19 protein-coding genes and 2 tRNA genes are annotated in these 16,767 nt (G+C 41.1%); 10 read left to right on the top strand and 11 right to left on the bottom strand.

The annotated features are described in order from the left end of the window. Positions 1-99 precede the first annotated feature (99 nt). Positions 100-465, top strand: a complete 366-nt coding sequence (locus tag ACPUEY_RS06350; RefSeq protein ID WP_131273291.1) for a hypothetical protein — start codon at positions 100-102, stop codon at positions 463-465. A gap of 91 nt (positions 466-556) precedes the next feature. Here ACPUEY_RS06350 and glpD read toward each other — a convergent pair whose 3' ends face one another. Then, on the bottom strand, positions 557-2,077 hold the full coding sequence (gene glpD / locus ACPUEY_RS06345) for a glycerol-3-phosphate dehydrogenase (protein ID WP_425121553.1): 1,521 nt from the start codon (positions 2,075-2,077) through the stop codon (positions 557-559). A 302-nt stretch (positions 2,078-2,379) separates the two neighbouring features. On the opposite strand from glpD, the gene ACPUEY_RS06340 reads away from it, so the two are divergent. Together ACPUEY_RS06340 and ACPUEY_RS06335 are read left to right on the top strand one after the other, a co-directional pair. Further along, positions 2,380-3,687 (top strand): MFS transporter, encoded by a 1,308-nt coding sequence (locus tag ACPUEY_RS06340; protein ID WP_425121552.1) that lies wholly within the window; start codon positions 2,380-2,382, stop codon positions 3,685-3,687. Between the two features lie 350 nt (positions 3,688-4,037). Then, on the top strand, positions 4,038-4,466 hold the full coding sequence (locus ACPUEY_RS06335) for a hypothetical protein (protein WP_092819963.1): 429 nt from the start codon (positions 4,038-4,040) through the stop codon (positions 4,464-4,466). A gap of 32 nt (positions 4,467-4,498) precedes the next feature. On the opposite strand, the gene ACPUEY_RS06330 is transcribed toward ACPUEY_RS06335, so the two are convergent. Next, on the bottom strand, positions 4,499-5,167 hold the full coding sequence (locus tag ACPUEY_RS06330; protein ID WP_425121551.1) for a class I SAM-dependent methyltransferase: 669 nt from the start codon (positions 5,165-5,167) through the stop codon (positions 4,499-4,501). 244 nt (positions 5,168-5,411) lie between these two features. Continuing rightward, entirely contained in the window at positions 5,412-6,260 is an 849-nt protein-coding gene (gene folD, locus ACPUEY_RS06325; RefSeq protein ID WP_425121550.1) for a bifunctional methylenetetrahydrofolate dehydrogenase/methenyltetrahydrofolate cyclohydrolase FolD, read from the bottom strand. A gap of 153 nt (positions 6,261-6,413) precedes the next feature. On the opposite strand from folD, the gene ACPUEY_RS06320 reads away from it, so the two are divergent. Together ACPUEY_RS06320 and ACPUEY_RS06315 are read left to right on the top strand one after the other, a co-directional pair. Then, positions 6,414-6,487, top strand: a tRNA-Cys gene (locus ACPUEY_RS06320). A 10-nt stretch (positions 6,488-6,497) separates the two neighbouring features. Next, positions 6,498-6,583, top strand: a tRNA-Leu gene (locus tag ACPUEY_RS06315). A 111-nt stretch (positions 6,584-6,694) separates the two neighbouring features. Here the strand turns inward: ACPUEY_RS06315 and ACPUEY_RS06310 are convergent. The 3 genes from ACPUEY_RS06310 to ACPUEY_RS06300 all read right to left on the bottom strand — a co-directional run bounded on the left by ACPUEY_RS06310 (position 6,695) and on the right by ACPUEY_RS06300 (position 9,168). Then, positions 6,695-7,600: a helix-turn-helix transcriptional regulator gene (locus ACPUEY_RS06310; protein ID WP_092819966.1), complete on the bottom strand. Its 906-nt coding sequence runs from the start codon at positions 7,598-7,600 to the stop codon at positions 6,695-6,697. Positions 7,601-7,737: 137 nt separating this feature from the next. Further along, entirely contained in the window at positions 7,738-7,935 is a 198-nt protein-coding gene (locus ACPUEY_RS06305) for a hypothetical protein (protein WP_092819967.1), read from the bottom strand. A gap of 240 nt (positions 7,936-8,175) precedes the next feature. Then, positions 8,176-9,168, bottom strand: coding sequence for an NAD(P)H-quinone oxidoreductase (locus ACPUEY_RS06300; RefSeq protein WP_425121549.1), 993 nt, complete (start codon positions 9,166-9,168; stop codon positions 8,176-8,178). Positions 9,169-9,299: 131 nt separating this feature from the next. Between ACPUEY_RS06300 and ACPUEY_RS06295 the strand changes: the two genes are divergently transcribed. From ACPUEY_RS06295 to ACPUEY_RS06285, 3 genes are all read left to right on the top strand, one after another. Continuing rightward, a complete protein-coding gene (locus ACPUEY_RS06295) occupies positions 9,300-9,740 on the top strand; it encodes an N-acetyltransferase (protein WP_425121548.1) in 441 nt (146 codons plus the stop codon). A gap of 24 nt (positions 9,741-9,764) precedes the next feature. After that, positions 9,765-10,094, top strand: a complete 330-nt coding sequence (locus tag ACPUEY_RS06290; protein WP_425121547.1) for a thioredoxin family protein — start codon at positions 9,765-9,767, stop codon at positions 10,092-10,094. A 136-nt stretch (positions 10,095-10,230) separates the two neighbouring features. Continuing rightward, the gene (locus tag ACPUEY_RS06285) at positions 10,231-10,509 is read left to right on the top strand and encodes a hypothetical protein (protein WP_425121545.1); all 279 of its coding nucleotides are present in this window, start codon (positions 10,231-10,233) and stop codon (positions 10,507-10,509) included. A gap of 69 nt (positions 10,510-10,578) precedes the next feature. Here the strand turns inward: ACPUEY_RS06285 and ACPUEY_RS06280 are convergent, their stop codons facing one another. The 5 genes from ACPUEY_RS06280 to cysD form a co-directional block, all read right to left on the bottom strand. Next, positions 10,579-10,827, bottom strand: a complete 249-nt coding sequence (locus ACPUEY_RS06280; RefSeq protein ID WP_425121544.1) for a DUF2798 domain-containing protein — start codon at positions 10,825-10,827, stop codon at positions 10,579-10,581. 33 nt (positions 10,828-10,860) lie between these two features. Further along, the gene (locus tag ACPUEY_RS06275; protein ID WP_092819973.1) at positions 10,861-11,370 is read right to left on the bottom strand and encodes a PadR family transcriptional regulator; all 510 of its coding nucleotides are present in this window, start codon (positions 11,368-11,370) and stop codon (positions 10,861-10,863) included. A 345-nt stretch (positions 11,371-11,715) separates the two neighbouring features. Next, positions 11,716-12,339: a hypothetical protein gene (locus tag ACPUEY_RS06270; RefSeq protein WP_143222993.1), complete on the bottom strand. Its 624-nt coding sequence runs from the start codon at positions 12,337-12,339 to the stop codon at positions 11,716-11,718. A 224-nt stretch (positions 12,340-12,563) separates the two neighbouring features. Then, the gene (gene cysN / locus ACPUEY_RS06265; protein ID WP_425121543.1) at positions 12,564-14,180 is read right to left on the bottom strand and encodes a sulfate adenylyltransferase subunit CysN; all 1,617 of its coding nucleotides are present in this window, start codon (positions 14,178-14,180) and stop codon (positions 12,564-12,566) included. An 84-nt stretch (positions 14,181-14,264) separates the two neighbouring features. After that, positions 14,265-15,173, bottom strand: coding sequence for a sulfate adenylyltransferase subunit CysD (gene cysD / locus ACPUEY_RS06260; protein WP_171259703.1), 909 nt, complete (start codon positions 15,171-15,173; stop codon positions 14,265-14,267). A gap of 340 nt (positions 15,174-15,513) precedes the next feature. On the opposite strand from cysD, the gene ACPUEY_RS06255 reads away from it, so the two are divergent. Beyond that, positions 15,514-16,056 (top strand): hypothetical protein, encoded by a 543-nt coding sequence (locus ACPUEY_RS06255; protein WP_425121542.1) that lies wholly within the window; start codon positions 15,514-15,516, stop codon positions 16,054-16,056. Positions 16,057-16,318: 262 nt separating this feature from the next. After that, positions 16,319-16,762, top strand: coding sequence for a VOC family protein (locus ACPUEY_RS06250; RefSeq protein ID WP_425121541.1), 444 nt, complete (start codon positions 16,319-16,321; stop codon positions 16,760-16,762). Positions 16,763-16,767 lie beyond the last annotated feature (5 nt).

The raw sequence follows: 16,767 nt of genomic DNA, 5'->3' as shown, positions 1-16,767 counted from the left end.
TAGATATTGAAAAAAGGCCGCACGTGCGGTCTTTTTTTCAACCGTTTGTTTAATAAAAAGATTATATAACTTAACAACAACCATAAAAGGGGAAAATTCATGTTAAAAATGCTTACACTTAGCGCTTGCCTGTTTGGCCTGTCTACTTTAGTGATGGCCAAACCTGAAACTGCAGAACAACCTGCCTTACACATTTGTGCAATCAAAGGTACGCCAGACTCTAGCCAGTTTCAGATCAAAAAGCGCATTAAAGTGGCTAAGGGAACTTATGGCAGTGTAGAAGAGCTGTATTCACGTTTTGCAGAACGTGCCCATCAAGTCGGTGGCAATGTGGTCATTAACTACAATGCCAGCCAGAGATTCGGTTTCTGGCCTTGGCGTATTGTACGCCCGGTAGTTTGGGGAACTGCAGTGAAATGGAATACGCCAGTAAATTGTAAAGAACTCGGCGGCGTTGAAATTTAAGTACAGCCCAGAGCTGGGACTTCAGTCAAGATAAAAACTACGACTTGCTACATCCAAAAGACCGCTCAGGCGGTCTTTTTTATTGACAGGTTTAAGCAGCCGTATCGCTTGATCTTTTCAGCAGCAACTTTAAAAGATATTGATCTAATTGCTGTATTTCATCAGCACTAAATTGAAAGCCGAGTTTGGTTCTGCGCCATAAAATATCTTCACTGGTTCTTGCCCATTCCTGATCGACCAGATAGTCGACCTCTCTAGCAAACAGTCCATGACCAAAATCTTCACCCAATTCACTTGTCGTTGAAATATTCTTTAAAAAATTCCACACCCGTGAGCCATAAGCATGTGCCCAGCGCGAAGCCAATGACAAAGAAACCTGATCAATGCCTTGCATAAGCTGCTGCATTAACAGCTCCACCGAAACCAGGTTTTCCGCACCCGGCAAACATGCCGTCTCGGTCCAGGATTTATTCATGTCCGGGAATGTGGGTGCCAAATGCGCCATGGCTGACTCTGCCAGTTTTCGGTAGGTAGTAAGCTTGCCCCCAAAGACCGAAAGCAAGGGGGCATCATTTTCCTGCGTAGGCGATATCGCCAAAGTGTAATCTCGGGTAATCGCCGATGGATTATCTGACTCGTCATCACACAAAGAGCGCACACCTGAATAGGTATATAAAATATCCTCAACCGTCAGCTGATGTTTAAAATGATCATTATAAACATCCAGTAAATAGTCCACTTCCTGCGAGGTGATTTTGACCTGATCCAGGTTGCCCTGATATTCATGATCAGTGGTACCAATTAAGGTGTATTGCTCCAGATAAGGAATGGCAAAAACAATCCGGTGATCATCATTTTGCAGAATGAACGCTTTATCGCCTTCATAAATTCTAGGCACGATAATATGACTGCCTTGGACAAGGCGTAGGCCATGCGGCGATTGCTGTTTTAAATTGTGCTCAATAAACTGGAGCACCCAAGGCCCAGTAGCGTTAACCAGGGCTTTTGCCTGCACCTGATAACTGCCCTGCGCATGTTCCAGATGGATATTCCACACGCCATTTTCACGGTAAGCAGCGGTACAACGGGTTTGTGTGGCAATTTTGGCGCCCAGCTCATGGGCCTGCATGGCATTTAAAACCACCAGGCGTGCATCATCCACAGCACAATCCGAATATTCAAAACCCTGCGTCATTTCATCTTTCAGAGGACTGCTGGCTGGATCAAAATGAATATGCCGGGAAGCGGCTAATTTTTTCCGCTTGCCCAAATGATCATAAATAAATAAACCGGTCCGTATCAGCCATGCAGGACGTAAATGCGGTTGATGCGGCATGACAAAACGTAAGGGGCGAATAATATGGGGCGCTTTGGCTAGCAGAATTTCCCGTTCCAGCAAAGCCTCATGTACCAGGCGGAATTCTTTATATTCAAGATAACGCAAACCGCCATGAATCAGTTTACTGCTCGCAGAGGAAGTATGGCTGGCGAGATCATCCTTTTCACATAAAAAAACGGATAAACCCCGTCCTGCAGCATCAACCGCAATACCTACGCCATTGATGCCACCACCAATCACCGCTACATCATAGACCGGATGACTCACTTGCATGTCCACCTCCTCTAGTCCTGTTCGAACAGTAAACTTAAATTTCCTGTTGTTCCAAGCAACTTAACACTATTTAAAGTGAAAGGACACCGAATAATTGTCGTTCACTTCCATGAAGACAAAATGGACAGCGTGTTTATTTTTATCAACTCCCCAAAACTTGATCCCACTGCTTATTTATATACTTTCTTTTTACACTGTAAATTTTGCACATTTCTCATACAAAACTGAAAGAATCATAGGCTTATTCCACTTTAATAATGGGTTTAACATCAGAAAAACAATAGCAAAATGGACTTGTGCAGATGATTGAACAAAACGTTTCTCAAGTAAATCTAGACACCAAAACACGGGTCAAATCCATTCTTGGCGGTTCGGCAGGCAACCTGGTGGAATGGTATGACTGGTATGTCTATGCTGCTTTTACCTTATATTTTGCCCATGCCTTCTTCCCCAAAGGCAGCCAGACAGCACAATTACTTCAGGCAGCCGCCATTTTTGCAGTCGGCTTTTTAATGCGACCGATTGGTGCCTGGATTATGGGTATTTACTCGGATAAAAAAGGACGCAAATCCGGGCTTACCCTTTCTGTGACCTTGATGTGTATTGGCTCTCTGATGATTGCTGTTTCCCCAACCCATGATCAAATTGGCATATTCGCGCCTATTATTTTAGTAGTTGCCCGGCTCATTCAGGGCTTAAGTGTCGGTGGTGAATACGGCGCCAGCGCCACTTATTTAAGTGAAATGGCTGAAAGAAACCGGCGCGGCTTTTTCTCCAGCTTTCAGTATGTGACCCTGATTGCCGGTCAGCTGACTGCACTCTGTGTATTGCTGATTTTGCAGTTCGTCCTCACTGAAGAACAGCTGCATGACTGGGGCTGGCGTATTCCCTTCTTTATTGGAGCTTGTCTCGCCATTGTGGTGTTCTATATCCGTCGTGGATTGCTTGAAACGCAATCTTTTAGAAATGCTCAAAAAGATAAAACTCAGCCTGAATCTGGCATGTTTGCTTTATTTAAACATTATCCTAAACAAGCCTTTACGGTTTTATTTTTAACCGCTGGAGGTACGGTTGCTTTTTATAGCTATACCACCTACTTACAAAAATACTTGGTGAATACTTCCGGATTTAGCAAACCTGCAGCCACACAAATTACGACTCTGGCGCTGTTCATTTTCATGTGTATACAACCTTTAGCCGGTGCTTTGTCAGATAAAATTGGACGTAAACCGCTCATGATTGCTTTTGGGGTCTTAGGCGTTTTATTTACCTATTTTATATTTGATCGTCTAGGTCAGACGCATGACTACTGGGCAGCATTTTGGCTCTGCCTGGCAGGCCTAGTTATTGTAACTGGCTATACCTCCATTAATGCAGTCGTCAAAGCCGAATTGTTCCCCGCCCATATCCGTGCCTTGGGCGTTGCACTGCCCTATGCCCTCGCCAATACCCTGTTTGGCGGCACGGCCGAATTTTTTGCCTTAAGTTTTAAGGAAGCCGGACATGAGTCCTGGTTCTTTATTTATGTCACGATTTTAATTTTTATCTCGTTGCTGGTTTATATCTTTATGAAAGATACCAAACACCATTCCGAAATTAAGGAACATTAATCCAAAACCAATCAAAAAAGCCTTTCTTTATTGAAAGGCTTTTTTGATTTATCTGTACGCTTAAATAAAATAAGTAGTGCATGTGCAATAAAAGCTCAAAAAATATTCTCTCAACTCAAGTGGACAGAAATGAACTTTGCCACAATCTTTATATTCATATGGCTACTCCCCAGTATGCAGTGTCAGACAAGTGATAATTAATTCGATTTAACTCGGTTGAATCATCCACTTCTAAGCCGGGAATGGTCACATTTGGAAAGCTTTTTTATGAGATATAAGCACGGTAAGATCGTTAAAAAATCGGGCTTATGGCATACTGAATAGAATAATAACGCCGGGAACTTTTGAAGATGAACAAGAGCTATAAATTGTTGGGTTTGGGTTTGATTGCGCTTGGACTGGCTGCCTGTCAAAGCACTCCGCGCCAATACAACGGTAATGTCGGCTATCAGATTGAAAGCAAGTCTACGGATAGTGCAACCTTGGCTTATACTCTGGCTATTCGTCAAAACCAGAAAGTTGATGAACAGAAATTACAACGTGCCTGTCAAAAAGTATTAGGTCTAAATAAACAATATAAATTAACGATCCTGAGCATTAGTGAAATTGCCAATCCGGAAATACAAACACCACACTATGGCCGTCAACTGGGTCAAAGTCGCACCAGCATCAGTCTCAGCAACACCCCAGATCTATATAACAGTGAAAATATGGCGACTCGCCAGTCGTTGGAGGCGCGTCCAAGTACCTTAAGTGTGGTGCGTTATACCTGCTCTTAAAATTTACAGGCTAGATAAAAATAAGACGCTGTTTATAGCGTCTTATAAAAACTGACATTACGAAATTCCTTTGCTTCATCCAGGTCCGGCCAGGTGGTCGCACTGCGCTCATCCAGCTTTTGATAGTTTGGATGACTAAAGTTTTTCACCCGACTGTCTGCCACCCATACCTCGGGTGCAAATTTCAGGAATTCATCCAGGAAAAAGCGGTTACATTGGTCATACAGCACATCTGCTGCAAGCAAGATATCGACTTGTTCTGCTTTATACAGATCATCCAGATATTCAAGCTCGACATCATTCAGTTCTGCATTGGCGCGACAGGCATCCAGACTAACCTGATCAATATCACAGCAGATTACCCGCTTCGCGCCTGCCATTTTCGCTGCAATCGCCACCACGCCCGACCCTGCACCAAAATCCAGAACCACCTTGTCTTTGACATGATGCGGTTCAGCAAGAAGCCACTGCGCCATAGCAAGTCCAGAAGCCCAGCAGAATATCCAGTACGGCGTATCATTCCAGATCCGGCGAATCACTTCGTCATCAAGTCTGTCAGTTGGAAATACAGGTGGAATGAGCCATAAAGAAATGGGGGTTTCAGGCAATTGCTGGGCAAGCAGTTCACAGTTCGGAATTACTTCATGCAAAGCTTGAATAAGATGTTCTGGGGCTTTTGGAAATTTAAAAGTACAGCTCATTGGATTTTTATTCGTTTTAATTTGAAAAAATTTGAAGATATTCCTCCTCCTTTTAGGAGAGGGTTATGGAGAGGTCTAAATTCCTGAGACTTCTTCCCTCATCCCAACCTTCTCCCTGAGCCGTATACGGCGCAAGAGAAGGAGTATCCATTATTTTTACAATGAATTTCCCCTCTCCTGAGCAAGATTTAAAGGATTGCTTTTAAATCGAAGCGCAAGAGAGGGTCAGGGAGAAGTCAATTTATTAACCCAAAGCCTTCTCAGCAGCTTCAACCGTTTGACGAATCAAAGTGGTAATGGTCATTGGACCTACACCACCCGGAACTGGTGTATAAGCAGAAGCGATTTCTTCGATCCCAACCAGTTGAATGTCACCGACACCACCGCCATCACGTGGGTGGAAACCGGCATCTACAACCACTGCACCTGGTTTGATCCAGTCTTTTTGAATCAATTCAGCTTTACCTACCGCACCAACAATGATGTCTGCCTGTTTTACAAAGCTTGCAAGGTCTTGGGTACGTGAATGGCAAATCGTGACTGTTGCATTTGCTTCAAGCAGCATTGCAGCCATCGGTTTACCCAAAATTGCAGAACGGCCAACAACAACGGCATGCTTACCTGCAATTTCAACGTTGTTTTCTTTCAGAATGGTCATGATGCCTGCAGGCGTTGCAGAACCATAAGCCGCTTCACCCATTGCCATACGGCCATAGCCCAGGCAAGTTACACCGTCTACGTCTTTCGCCAGTGAAATGGCATCAAAACATGCACGCTCATCAATTTGCGCAGGTACCGGATGCTGTAACAGAATACCGTGAACATCTGGGTTCGCGTTTAATTTTTCAATTTCCGCAAGCAACTGTTCAGTTGTGGTTTCCTTTAGAAGCTCAACTTTGAGTGAATCCATACCAACACGGCGGCAGGCATTACCTTTCATACGAACGTAAGTTGCAGATGCACCATCATCACCCACCAAAATAGTCGCAAGGATTGGAGTACGACCTGATTTTGCTTTTAACGCTTCTACGCGAGTTAACAAATCAGCCTCAATTTGCTTTGCCAATGCACGACCATCTAATACTAATGCCACGGCACTTCTCCCAAATGTTGATATGAATCAATTTCGCACATTCTACATGAATATTTTAAATATTTTCCGTTATATGCTGCTTTTCTGCACATCTGCATAAATCTACTATTGTTTTTTTTTCAGGGCTTGATAATATACGCAGCAACAAGAGATGGCGGGGTGGCAGAGTGGTCATGCAGCGGACTGCAACTCCGTGTACGCCGGTTCGATTCCGACCTCCGCCTCCAATCTTGTTAAGCCCGAGTGGTGAAATCGGTAGACACAGGGGATTTAAAATCCCCCGCCCACAAAGCGTGCCAGTTCGAGTCTGGCCTCGGGCACCATTCTTAGCCTACTAAGATGGTGTAAATAAAGAACCCAGCGACCAGCTGGTTTTTTTATGCCTGAAATTTCTTCCAGACCCCTCTCTTATTTCACGCTCTTTCATTTCTTTGTTAATGATGATTCTGTAAATAACCCTGCAGGCTAGCTTCCAGCTCTTGCTGCAAATGTGCTGGCTTTATTATTTTCACATAAGGAATCCAGTAACGTACCAGCGGGTTCAATTCTTTCTGATGCCGAATTTGACAACTCATCAACAGCCCTTCTGTTTCCGATTCATCTAGAATCGCTTGTTCTGGAAAAATCCGGCGTTGCTTAAAATAAATCGAAGCCTCTGGGTGCACAGATAAAACTACTTCCTGTTTTTCGTACTGAAACCAGATGCCTTCATCATCTTCCAATTGCTGCAAGATAGTCTGATCATGTTCAAACGCTGAAAGCCGATGGCTACAGATAATTTTCTCAATACGCCCCAGACGGTAAACGCGCAGTTCCTGCTTGCGTACAGCCGCCAAATACCAGTTGCCCATGTGATGAATTAATCGATAGGGTTTTACAACCCGTATTTGGCCTCTGTAAAGCAAAGCGATTTGTTGTCTTTTTTGAATACTTGCAGTGAGCACCTTGAAATGTTCAGCATACTGGGTATTGTCTTCAAAATTGTAGCCTTTGGCAGAAAAAACCGGATTGGACCGATTGTCGAACAGTTCCCTTAAAAAGGAGATATCTAAAGAGGGATAAAGATTCTGAATGCCAGACAACTGGGCAAAATTTTGAATATCCTGTAATTTAAAGCGCCCAAAATAGGAAGAATCCAGGTAAAATTTTTTGGTTTTAGTGTCTTGAATAAGGGGAAGATAAGAATTTAAACGATCAAAATCACGCTCTATGGTCCGGCTACTGACCCGAAACTCAAGCGCCAATTCATGCACGCTCAGTTGATGCCCTACATTAAGCTTTGTCAGTATACGGGCCAAACGTTCTGCAAGACGCTCATGTGTTGAAGGATGACCCTTCATAAAACCCCTCTTTGTGCTTTGCAGCACAACGCTTAAAATGCGTAAAATTATTCAATTATGAAAAAATTATAGCGTCAATTAAAAACGTGTTTTTGGATATTTTCTCCGACTTAAGGCTAATATGGCGGCTTTAAAAGTTATTGAATCGAACGTATCCGACGGCTTTTTTTGCCTTTACCATTCAGGCGTTCAACATAACGCTCCAGATGTAGCATGGCTTTATAAAACTGATGCAGATTAGAAGGCAATACCTGATTGCAAATAATGGCTTTATGCAATCTTTTCAAGGCACGTAAGCCATGTTCAGATGTATAAGGAGCTGAGACTATTTTCATAATATTCTTCCTTTTATTACATGACGTTTCTATTAAAACCAAACAATTTAGTCGGATATCTTAAAACTCAATTTACCTCCTGGTTCTGACAGGTTGTGTCAATTAATCGACCTTTTTTACCATTTTTTAAAATTTATGACCTTTTTTCTATTCATTAATTTAAATTAGTTATCATTTTTTATTACATGCAAAATAAAAGCCAACATCTGTTGGCTTTTATTTTATTTAAAGCTGGAATCGTTAGATGATTTCCACCACAACTTTACCGACATGCTCACCGGTATCCATCACCGCATGTGCATCCTGAATCTGGTCAAACTTGAAAGTTTTATAGATCATTGGCAAGCATTCTCCTTTTGCCCACAGCGGAGCAACCTGCTCTTTTAAGCCTTGAGCAATTTCAGCCTTTTCAGCAGTATTACGTGCACGCATGGTTGAACCGGTAATGGTCAGGCGTTTCATCATGATTTGACCGAGTTTGACCTCTTTGGCTTTGGCCCCACCCAAGAAAGCGATATAGACCAGACGACCGTCACGACGCAGCAGATTCAGGTTTTTCTCCAGATATGGCGCACCGACCATATCCAGAATCACATCGACACCGCCATTCTCTGTAACTTGATTAATGACTTGCTCGAAGTCTTGAGTCTTATAATTGATGGCATGGGTTAAATCTGAAATGGCCGCAACTTTTTCATCGGTCCCTACAGTGGCAAAAGTTTTGATTCCAAGCGATTTACACAGCATTAAAGCAGTGGTTCCAATTCCGCTGGTTCCACCATGCACCAGTACCGTTTCCCCTGCTTTGGCTTTACCCATCTGGAATACGTTGGCCCATACGGTAAAGAAAGTTTCAGGAATTGCAGCAGCCTGAGTAAAGCTTACGCCTTCAGGAATTGCCAAGGTTTGGCTTTCAGGCACCACACAATATTCCGCATAGCCGCCGCCATTGGTCAGGCCGCAAACCTTATCTCCAACCTTAAACTGGCTAACGCCACTCCCCACCGCCACCACTTCACCGGCCACTTCCAGACCCGGTACAGGCGTTACCCCTTTAGGCATTGGATATAGACCCTGACGCTGCAAGATATCTGGACGGTTAATACCAAAGGCATGTACTTTTACCAAGACTTCATCTGCTTTAGCTTCAGGTACTGCAACAGTTTCGTAAGCGAGTTTATCCACGCCGCCCGGTTCTGTAATAATGACTTGTTGCATTGTCGCTTGTGACATAGTTTATTCCTGATCTATTCATTGCTTTTTAAATTTACCGCCCTATTTGAACATAGAAATAGCCGGGAATGAATAACCGTGGACTTATGTATAATCCTCCCACTATTCAGCAAAATAATATGAGATAGCACATGGCAACCATTCAAAAAGCTAAAATGCAGGATATGGATGCTATCTTAGGCATCTGGCTCAATGCTTCCTTACAGGCGCATGATTTTATTCCTGCTGCTTACTGGGAGCATCAACTGATTCCGATGCGTGATCTTTATCTGCCTTTGGCCGAAAATTTTGTCATTAAAGAAAATCAAACAGTGCTGGGTTTTGCATCTTTATTAAGATCTGAGGCGGTGCTGGCTGCACTTTTTATTGCACCTCATCAGCAAGGCTCTGGATATGGCAAATGTTTAATTGATTTTTTTAAACAGCAATGTGATGAATTGCATTTAAATGTGTATGCTGAAAATACCGCAGCGGTCAATTTTTATCAGCAGCTGGGCTTTAAAGTCATCAGCCAAGCCCTGGACAAAAACACCGGTCATGCAGAATTGAGTATGACTTGGTCCAAACCTTAATTTGGAAAAGATAAGGACAAATTGATGTCAGCCGTCATTGCATACAATGAAGATAATTATAGTGACTTTGAATGGTTTGAAGGCCTGGCAGTCATCCGTTTCTATGCCGACTGGTGCACACCCTGTGTACAGAACTTTCCTGTCTTTGAACAGCTGGCCGCTCATTATGCTGAAGTCAAACCCGAGATCAAATTCGGCAAGATCAATGTCGATCAATCCCCGATTCTGACCTTGCGCTATAACGTTTACGGTTTACCCTCTACACTGATTTTTAAAAATGGACAAATCATTCAACGGATTGCAGGGGTGAAAAGTTTGAATGAAATGAAAAGTATTGTTGATTTAATGGACTAATATAAAATTATCTTTGCTGATCGATAAAAATACTCAATTGAATATTGTAGCGTCATTTCAGTAAATCTTACTTTATTTCTATTATTATTCAATATATTGTAAGACCCACACCGACAATAAAAAATACTCAATTATTATGGATTTAAAAGTCATTTTCCTATTTTGCCTGTTCCCTTGTTTGGGCATTATTTTCCTGACATGGTTGTTGCGTTTTCCCTGGACCTGGCTATTTAAAACTGTGATTGCTTTTGAAGTTGTAGTTGCAATTTTGGTATTTGTCATTGAGCTTGATGCAAGAAAAACACCTGGGAATAGCGGCTGGATCATGATCTTTGCAGCCGTCTTTCAGATCTATTTTGCCGTACTGCTTATGTTGACCCGCTTAGTGATCTGGCTGATAAAAAAACGGGGCTAAATTTTATGCATTCACCCCATCTCTCATAGTCATGGTTTGGATAATTTTTTAATCAAACCGAATCGTTTCTTATTTTGGCATTTCTACAAATTGCATCAAAAATTTACGCACCAGTGGCAGCATCACCAGAATCAGTGGAAATGCCATCAGCCATGATAAGCTCCAGGCATGTAGCCATAATGAGATAAATTCATTACTCCAGCCTTTATTCAGCAGCATGTTAAAGCAGGAAATTGCCCCACTCATAATGCCTGACAGGATGAGTGGCATCAGCCAAGTCAGATGTTTTGGGTGAAATTTTGGGAGATTATTTTTCATCATTTAACCTAATTTTTTAAATCGTGAATTGAATTACAGACGGGTAATGTTTGCTGCGGCTTGGTCAATCTGTTCTGCAATCTTTAGAACGTCTTTACTGCTTAATTCAGCATGAGACAGCTTTAAACGCAGGGAGGTTTTCAGGTTTTCCATCGCACGTTTGATATCAATAAACTGTTCGTTGTTGTGGATTTGCTTACGCGTATTAAAACGGTCGAGAACTTTATTGACCTCTTGTTGATGCGCGGCTAAATGTTTTAGGCCTTTGGCTGTAATATGATATTGCTTGCGCTCATCCACACTCAGCTTTACTTCTGTGTAATGGTGTTCTTCAAGATAGTTGATGGTCGGACAGATGGTGCCGGTGCTCGGCTTGTAGTTTCCACCAACCAAAGCAGCAACATCTTTGATAATGTCGTAGCTAAACTTTGGGGATTGGGCAATAAAGTGCAGCACCAAGAGCTTCATTTCGCCTGCTTCAAACAGGCGTTTTCGGATTTTAACAGGACTTTCGCTAACTGCGAGAAGGTCTGAATTTGGCATAGCTAAGACATACCTCAAAAACTATTAAGATATATCTTAATATATTTTTAAAATTTTAGTCACCTCTATTTTTTAATTATTTTAGATTTAGATGACCTCTAAATTCCTTCAATTTTTATCCTACTCCAATATAATAATGAGACTTTTTATGTATATTTTCTAATAACATATCAAAATTATTAAAAAAAATTTATGTTTAATATTTCAATTTTGAATTTTTTAAATTGTTATGAAGCTATTTTAAGAATTCAGTTAATATTAATTATATAAACTCAAAGTGTTTTGATCCTTCCATTCCATTTAAGAATTTTAGAAAAGTTTTACATTAAAGAAGAACTTTCATATTTATAATGCTTCTTTACTAAGCTTTATCAAGTCTTTAAGCTTATCTCTCCATTCATTGATAACCTTATTATGTTCTGCTTCATTGAACTTCACACTTTTTAATCCTAATTCTGAACGAAAAGCATTAAGTAAATCTATATTAACTTTGGCCATCTCTCCTTTTAATTCAAAAAGTTTAATATTTGCTATATCTTCCAATTCACATCTTTTTAAAATTAACTTTAGCCTTTCATCTACATATTCTTTTTTTAAATTACTAACAGCTTTTTTGTGTTCCAAAGCTCGTTGTGTAGCATTCATGTCCCCTTTAACAAATGCATCATAATATTTTTGCTGTAAAAAAATTATTTCATTTTCAAAATTATTAATTATAGGGTCAATTGCAGAAATCTCACTTTTTATATCAATAATTGCGTAACCCAACTCAATCATTTGGAAATAAATAGATATATAGGTATTCTCCCATCTATTCACTATCTCCAAAGAGTCAAGATGCAAAACCATTTTTACTTTTGTAAGACTCTGAAAAAATTCAATAGGTAATTCAATATTTTCATTAATTGCTACATAAATTGGATGTTTCAACTTATACAATGCTGAATCAATATTCTCTGCCAAATTCATGAAAATATTAAGTTTAAGCTGGAGTTCTCGACTTTTTCTATTATGTCTGACCGTTAATAAACTGAATACTATAGTCACTAATACTGTGCATAATGCAATTAAACTTTGATTAGTTTTCAAAAAGACTAAGAATTCATTCATTATTATGATTATCAAAAATTTAATTTTAATATTCTACATAAAAAACCCGCCTTTCGGCAGGTTTTTTAAATCAATTCAATCTATTAAAGACGAACCAATTCCACAATTTTCTCAGCCAATTCTTCAACCGACTCTTGCGCGAAGCTTACATCTGTACCTTCCGCAACAGTGGTAATCACCGCAATACCTGTTTCACGAAGCAGTGCAACTTGCGCAGCATCAAGGTCAGCTTTGGCAATCGCAACAATACCTTGTTGAAGCAACAGGTTTTCAAGCGCTTGCGCATTTTCCAGTGCTTTAGCAGATACCGTAATTGACGCAGGTTTTTGACCCAAACGTGCCGCACGGTCTTCCGCAGTGACAGGGTTACTATGTGCAGTCCATTCAACTGACTCTTCAACCATACCCGCACCAATCGTAACGTTGTTCAAACGATCAATGAAGATAAACGAACCGGTGTAACGGCTGTCCTGATAACGGTCAAAGACCACTGGCGCATCAAATTCAACAGTCACATTGGCAATCGCATTCAGCTCAAGGTAATCCACTTGCATTTGCTCAAGCGTATTCACATTGGTACGGAAGTTAATGCCAGTCACTTTGGCAGGCACAGTTTGCGTACCAATCTTGATATTATACAGCTTGCCAATTACTAACGGCTGATCCGCCATCCAGACCACAGTCGCTTTCACTGAACGTGAAATGGCAGGAACAGCCTGATCCGCACGAACCAGCATATTACCGCGTGATACGTCAATTTCATCGTTTAGCGTTAGTGTGACCGCTTGACCTGCAAAAGCATGTTCAAGGTTGCCATCAAAGGTAACGATCTCTTTAACCGTTGAAGTCTTACCAGATGGCAAGGCAACAACTTTATCGCCCACATTGATTTCACCCAGCGCAATCGTACCAGCGAAACCACGGAAGTCGAGGTTAGGACGGTTGACATACTGCACAGGGAAACGGAAATCACGTTGCGCGGTATCACGGTTAATTTCAACAGACTCAAGCGTACCCATCAAGGTTTCGCCAGTGTACCACGGCGTATTGGCAGACTTGTTCACCACGTTATCGCCATTCAATGCAGAAATAGGCGTAAAGATGATGTTACTTGGCTTGCGGTCGCCTAACTGGTTTACGAAGTTGGCATAATCGGCCTGAATTTCATTGAAGCGCGCTTCAGAGAATTCCACCAGATCCATTTTGTTGATCGCAACAATAATGTTCTTAATACCGAGCAAGCTTGCAATATAGGTATGACGGCGGGTTTGGGTTTGTACACCATAACGCGCATCAATCAGAATGATTGCAAGGTCACAGGTAGATGCACCTGTCGCCATGTTACGGGTATATTGCTCATGTCCCGGAGTATCGGCAATGATGAACTTGCGCTTTTCAGTAGAGAAATAACGGTAAGCCACATCAATGGTAATCCCCTGCTCACGTTCAGCTTGCAGACCATCTACAAGTAACGCCAAGTCAGGTGCATCACCTGTTGTACCGACTTTTTTCGAGTCACGGGTTACGGCTTGCAATTGATCTTCATAAATCAATTTTGAATCGTAAAGCAAACGACCAATTAAAGTCGATTTACCGTCATCCACGTTACCGCAAGTCAGGAAACGTAGCAGGTCTTTATTTTCGTGTTGTTTTAAATACGCCAGAATATCCTGGCTAATCAATTCTGATTGATGAGACATTGCTCAAAGCTCCACAAATTCGTTGAAATCAGTTTTTAATCCCCCTGTTTCCCCCTTTTACAAAGGGGGACTTTCATCAGGAAATTAGAAGTAACCTTCCTGCTTTTTCTTCTCCATCGAGCCTGCTTCATCATGGTCAATCATACGACCCTGACGTTCAGAACTGGTGGCTAAAAGCATTTCCTGGATAATTTCCGGCAAGGTGTTGGCAGTTGATTCAACTGCACCCGTTAACGGGTAACAACCTAAAGTACGGAAACGTACCGATTTCATTTGTGGAACTTCACCTTCATGTAAAGGCATACGTTCATCATCAACCATAATCAGTGTGCCACTACGTTCAACTACAGGACGTTCTGCAGCCAAATAAAGTGGTACTAATGGAATGCTTTCCAAATAGATATATTGCCAGATATCAAGCTCAGTCCAGTTTGATAACGGGAATACACGAATACTTTCGCCTTTGTTCACTTTACCGTTGTAAAGGTTCCAAAGCTCAGGACGCTGGTTTTTAGGGTCCCAACGGTGCTTCGTATCACGGAACGAATAAACACGTTCTTTGGCACGTGATTTTTCTTCATCACGGCGCGCGCCACCAAAAGCGGCATCAAAACCGTATTTATCCAAAGCCTGTTTTAAGCCCTGGGTTTTCATGATGTCGGTATATTTAGAACTGCCGTGATCAAACGGGTTGATTCCAGCGTCTTTACCTTCTTTGTTTTGATGCACGATCAAATCGAAACCATGGGTTTTCGCCATGTTGTCGCGGAATTTGATCATATCTTTGAACTTCCAGCCCGTATCTACATGCAGTAGCGGGAATGGAAGTTTTGCAGGATAGAATGCTTTTAAAGCAAGATGCAGCATTACTGCAGAATCTTTACCAATAGAATACAACATGACCGGATTTTCAAATTCGGCAGCCACTTCACGGATAATGTGAATACTCTCAGCTTCAAGCTGTTTAAGATGAGTAAGTCTTTCCTCAGTTATGGACATTGACAACACCAGCTCAGATCAACGTGTACTTATTACACTTTTAAAAATATATATTCATTATAGAGATTTAGTTATCACATCTATTGCTTGTTTTATTATATTGATATGCATATTTGTCATATAAAGCTTAACTAATAAAGAGTATAAGTTTTTATTAATGATTCACTTAAATGATGTTCTATTATTTTATCCAGATGCGCCCTTTACCACAAGCCAACATTAAAATGTACAAAATCTAATCTGATTGTTAATTCATCTAACACATCTATGTCATTCTTGCTGAAAATTGCATAGAGTACTTAGACTTTCTCCCATCTCCTGTATTTTTTGAATTATGCATACGCTAGACCGTACTCTTGAATCCGTTAAATCCTGCCTGGAACAGGCGCAGCTTGCAGGTCATATCTATCAGCACAATGCGCATTTGCTGATCTTGCAGGAACCGTTGAATGATGATGGTTCAATCCTGAATAATTTTGTGCAACATGAACATACCGCTGACCAGATTGGGCTGCAATATGGACTAAGACTTTTGGATAATCATTTTGATTTTTTGATTGGAGTCACCCATAGCAACCAGGATCGCAGCTATGAAATTGGTGCAGGAAACTTAAAGGCCGATCAGAAAGCCTTTAACCTGTTGTATGCCTTTTATAACTATCCCAAGGCATTTTATCTGGTCAGCCTGCCCATGACAGCCAGTAGCGCTCAGCTTGAACATGCCATTGAAACGCAACTTTTCAACCAGTCACAGTTAGACTTCCTGAACACAGCCATCAAAACCAATCCGATGGGACAACAGGTCAACTGGATGAAAGCTTTTATTCTGCAACAGGCTTTAGACTTGAAAGTCCGTATTCAAACCTGCTTACTTTAAGCATAGTTATTCAAGCTGCATGCATCATCCCTTTAAGATAAAAGATTAAAGCAAGCTGATTGAAAAGATCATTCATTTTTGTATTACAAATAGTTGAATCTATATAAATTTTTATCATAAAAAAACATGCAGTCTTAATGACTGCATTTTTATTAAAATTGAATAAACTTTATACAATTACCCTGCATAAACTCACTTGAGTAATACTGCCAGAACACTACATTATCTGTATCTGTTTATATGACCTATATAGAGCATAATAATGACTCACTCTATTTACCCCTGCCTATGGTTTGAAGAAAATGCCCAAGCAGCCTTTGAATGGTATGGTTCTATTTTTCCGCACAGTCACATGATTGAAACAAACGCATATGCGGCAAAAGCAAATTTTTCAGGCGAGCCATTTCTAGGCATGAATGGAGGTCCTACTTTTCACCCCAATCCTTCTATTTCCTTTATGGTCATTTGTGAAAGACAAAATGAAATTGATCACTTGTGGAATCAGTTGATCGAGGATGGTTCTATCTTGATGGAATTAGGTCAGTATGCCTGGAGTGATTATTACGGCTGGCTGCAAGACCAGTATGGTTTTAGCTGGCAAATTCATCCTGAAAATTTGAGTGAAATCTTTAAGCAGAATCCTCGTGCCCAAGCCGCAGCATTTAAAATGAAAAAGCTGGTGATTCAGGATTTGATTCATGCCTGATCACT

The sequence above is a fragment of the Acinetobacter sp. G11 genome, assembly GCF_049808495.1.
Taxonomy (GTDB): domain Bacteria; phylum Pseudomonadota; class Gammaproteobacteria; order Pseudomonadales; family Moraxellaceae; genus Acinetobacter; species Acinetobacter kookii.
Note: the sequence above shows the minus strand (reverse complement) of the source record. Positions and strands in the feature narration are given on the sequence as shown.

What these genes read in the sequence shown, in the direction of transcription:
- ACPUEY_RS06285 (WP_425121545.1), top strand. Translation starts at nt 10,231, where the DNA reads ATGGATTTAAAAGTCATTTTCCTATTTTGCCTGTTCCCTTGTTTGGGC.
- ACPUEY_RS06300 (WP_425121549.1), bottom strand. Translation starts at nt 9,168, where the DNA reads ATGTCACAAGCGACAATGCAACAAGTCATTATTACAGAACCGGGCGGC.
- ACPUEY_RS06350 (WP_131273291.1), top strand. Translation starts at nt 100, where the DNA reads ATGTTAAAAATGCTTACACTTAGCGCTTGCCTGTTTGGCCTGTCTACT.
- ACPUEY_RS06270 (WP_143222993.1), bottom strand. Translation starts at nt 12,339, where the DNA reads ATGAATTTGGCAGAGAATATTGATTCAGCATTGTATAAGTTGAAACAT.
- ACPUEY_RS06290 (WP_425121547.1), top strand. Translation starts at nt 9,765, where the DNA reads ATGTCAGCCGTCATTGCATACAATGAAGATAATTATAGTGACTTTGAA.
- ACPUEY_RS06280 (WP_425121544.1), bottom strand. Translation starts at nt 10,827, where the DNA reads ATGAAAAATAATCTCCCAAAATTTCACCCAAAACATCTGACTTGGCTG.
- ACPUEY_RS06295 (WP_425121548.1), top strand. Translation starts at nt 9,300, where the DNA reads ATGGCAACCATTCAAAAAGCTAAAATGCAGGATATGGATGCTATCTTA.
- ACPUEY_RS06255 (WP_425121542.1), top strand. Translation starts at nt 15,514, where the DNA reads ATGCATACGCTAGACCGTACTCTTGAATCCGTTAAATCCTGCCTGGAA.
- ACPUEY_RS06340 (WP_425121552.1), top strand. Translation starts at nt 2,380, where the DNA reads ATGATTGAACAAAACGTTTCTCAAGTAAATCTAGACACCAAAACACGG.
- ACPUEY_RS06250 (WP_425121541.1), top strand. Translation starts at nt 16,319, where the DNA reads ATGACTCACTCTATTTACCCCTGCCTATGGTTTGAAGAAAATGCCCAA.
- ACPUEY_RS06275 (WP_092819973.1), bottom strand. Translation starts at nt 11,370, where the DNA reads ATGCCAAATTCAGACCTTCTCGCAGTTAGCGAAAGTCCTGTTAAAATC.
- ACPUEY_RS06310 (WP_092819966.1), bottom strand. Translation starts at nt 7,600, where the DNA reads ATGAAGGGTCATCCTTCAACACATGAGCGTCTTGCAGAACGTTTGGCC.
- glpD (WP_425121553.1), bottom strand. Translation starts at nt 2,077, where the DNA reads ATGCAAGTGAGTCATCCGGTCTATGATGTAGCGGTGATTGGTGGTGGC.
- ACPUEY_RS06330 (WP_425121551.1), bottom strand. Translation starts at nt 5,167, where the DNA reads ATGAGCTGTACTTTTAAATTTCCAAAAGCCCCAGAACATCTTATTCAA.
- ACPUEY_RS06305 (WP_092819967.1), bottom strand. Translation starts at nt 7,935, where the DNA reads ATGAAAATAGTCTCAGCTCCTTATACATCTGAACATGGCTTACGTGCC.
- ACPUEY_RS06335 (WP_092819963.1), top strand. Translation starts at nt 4,038, where the DNA reads ATGAACAAGAGCTATAAATTGTTGGGTTTGGGTTTGATTGCGCTTGGA.
- cysN (WP_425121543.1), bottom strand. Translation starts at nt 14,180, where the DNA reads ATGTCTCATCAATCAGAATTGATTAGCCAGGATATTCTGGCGTATTTA.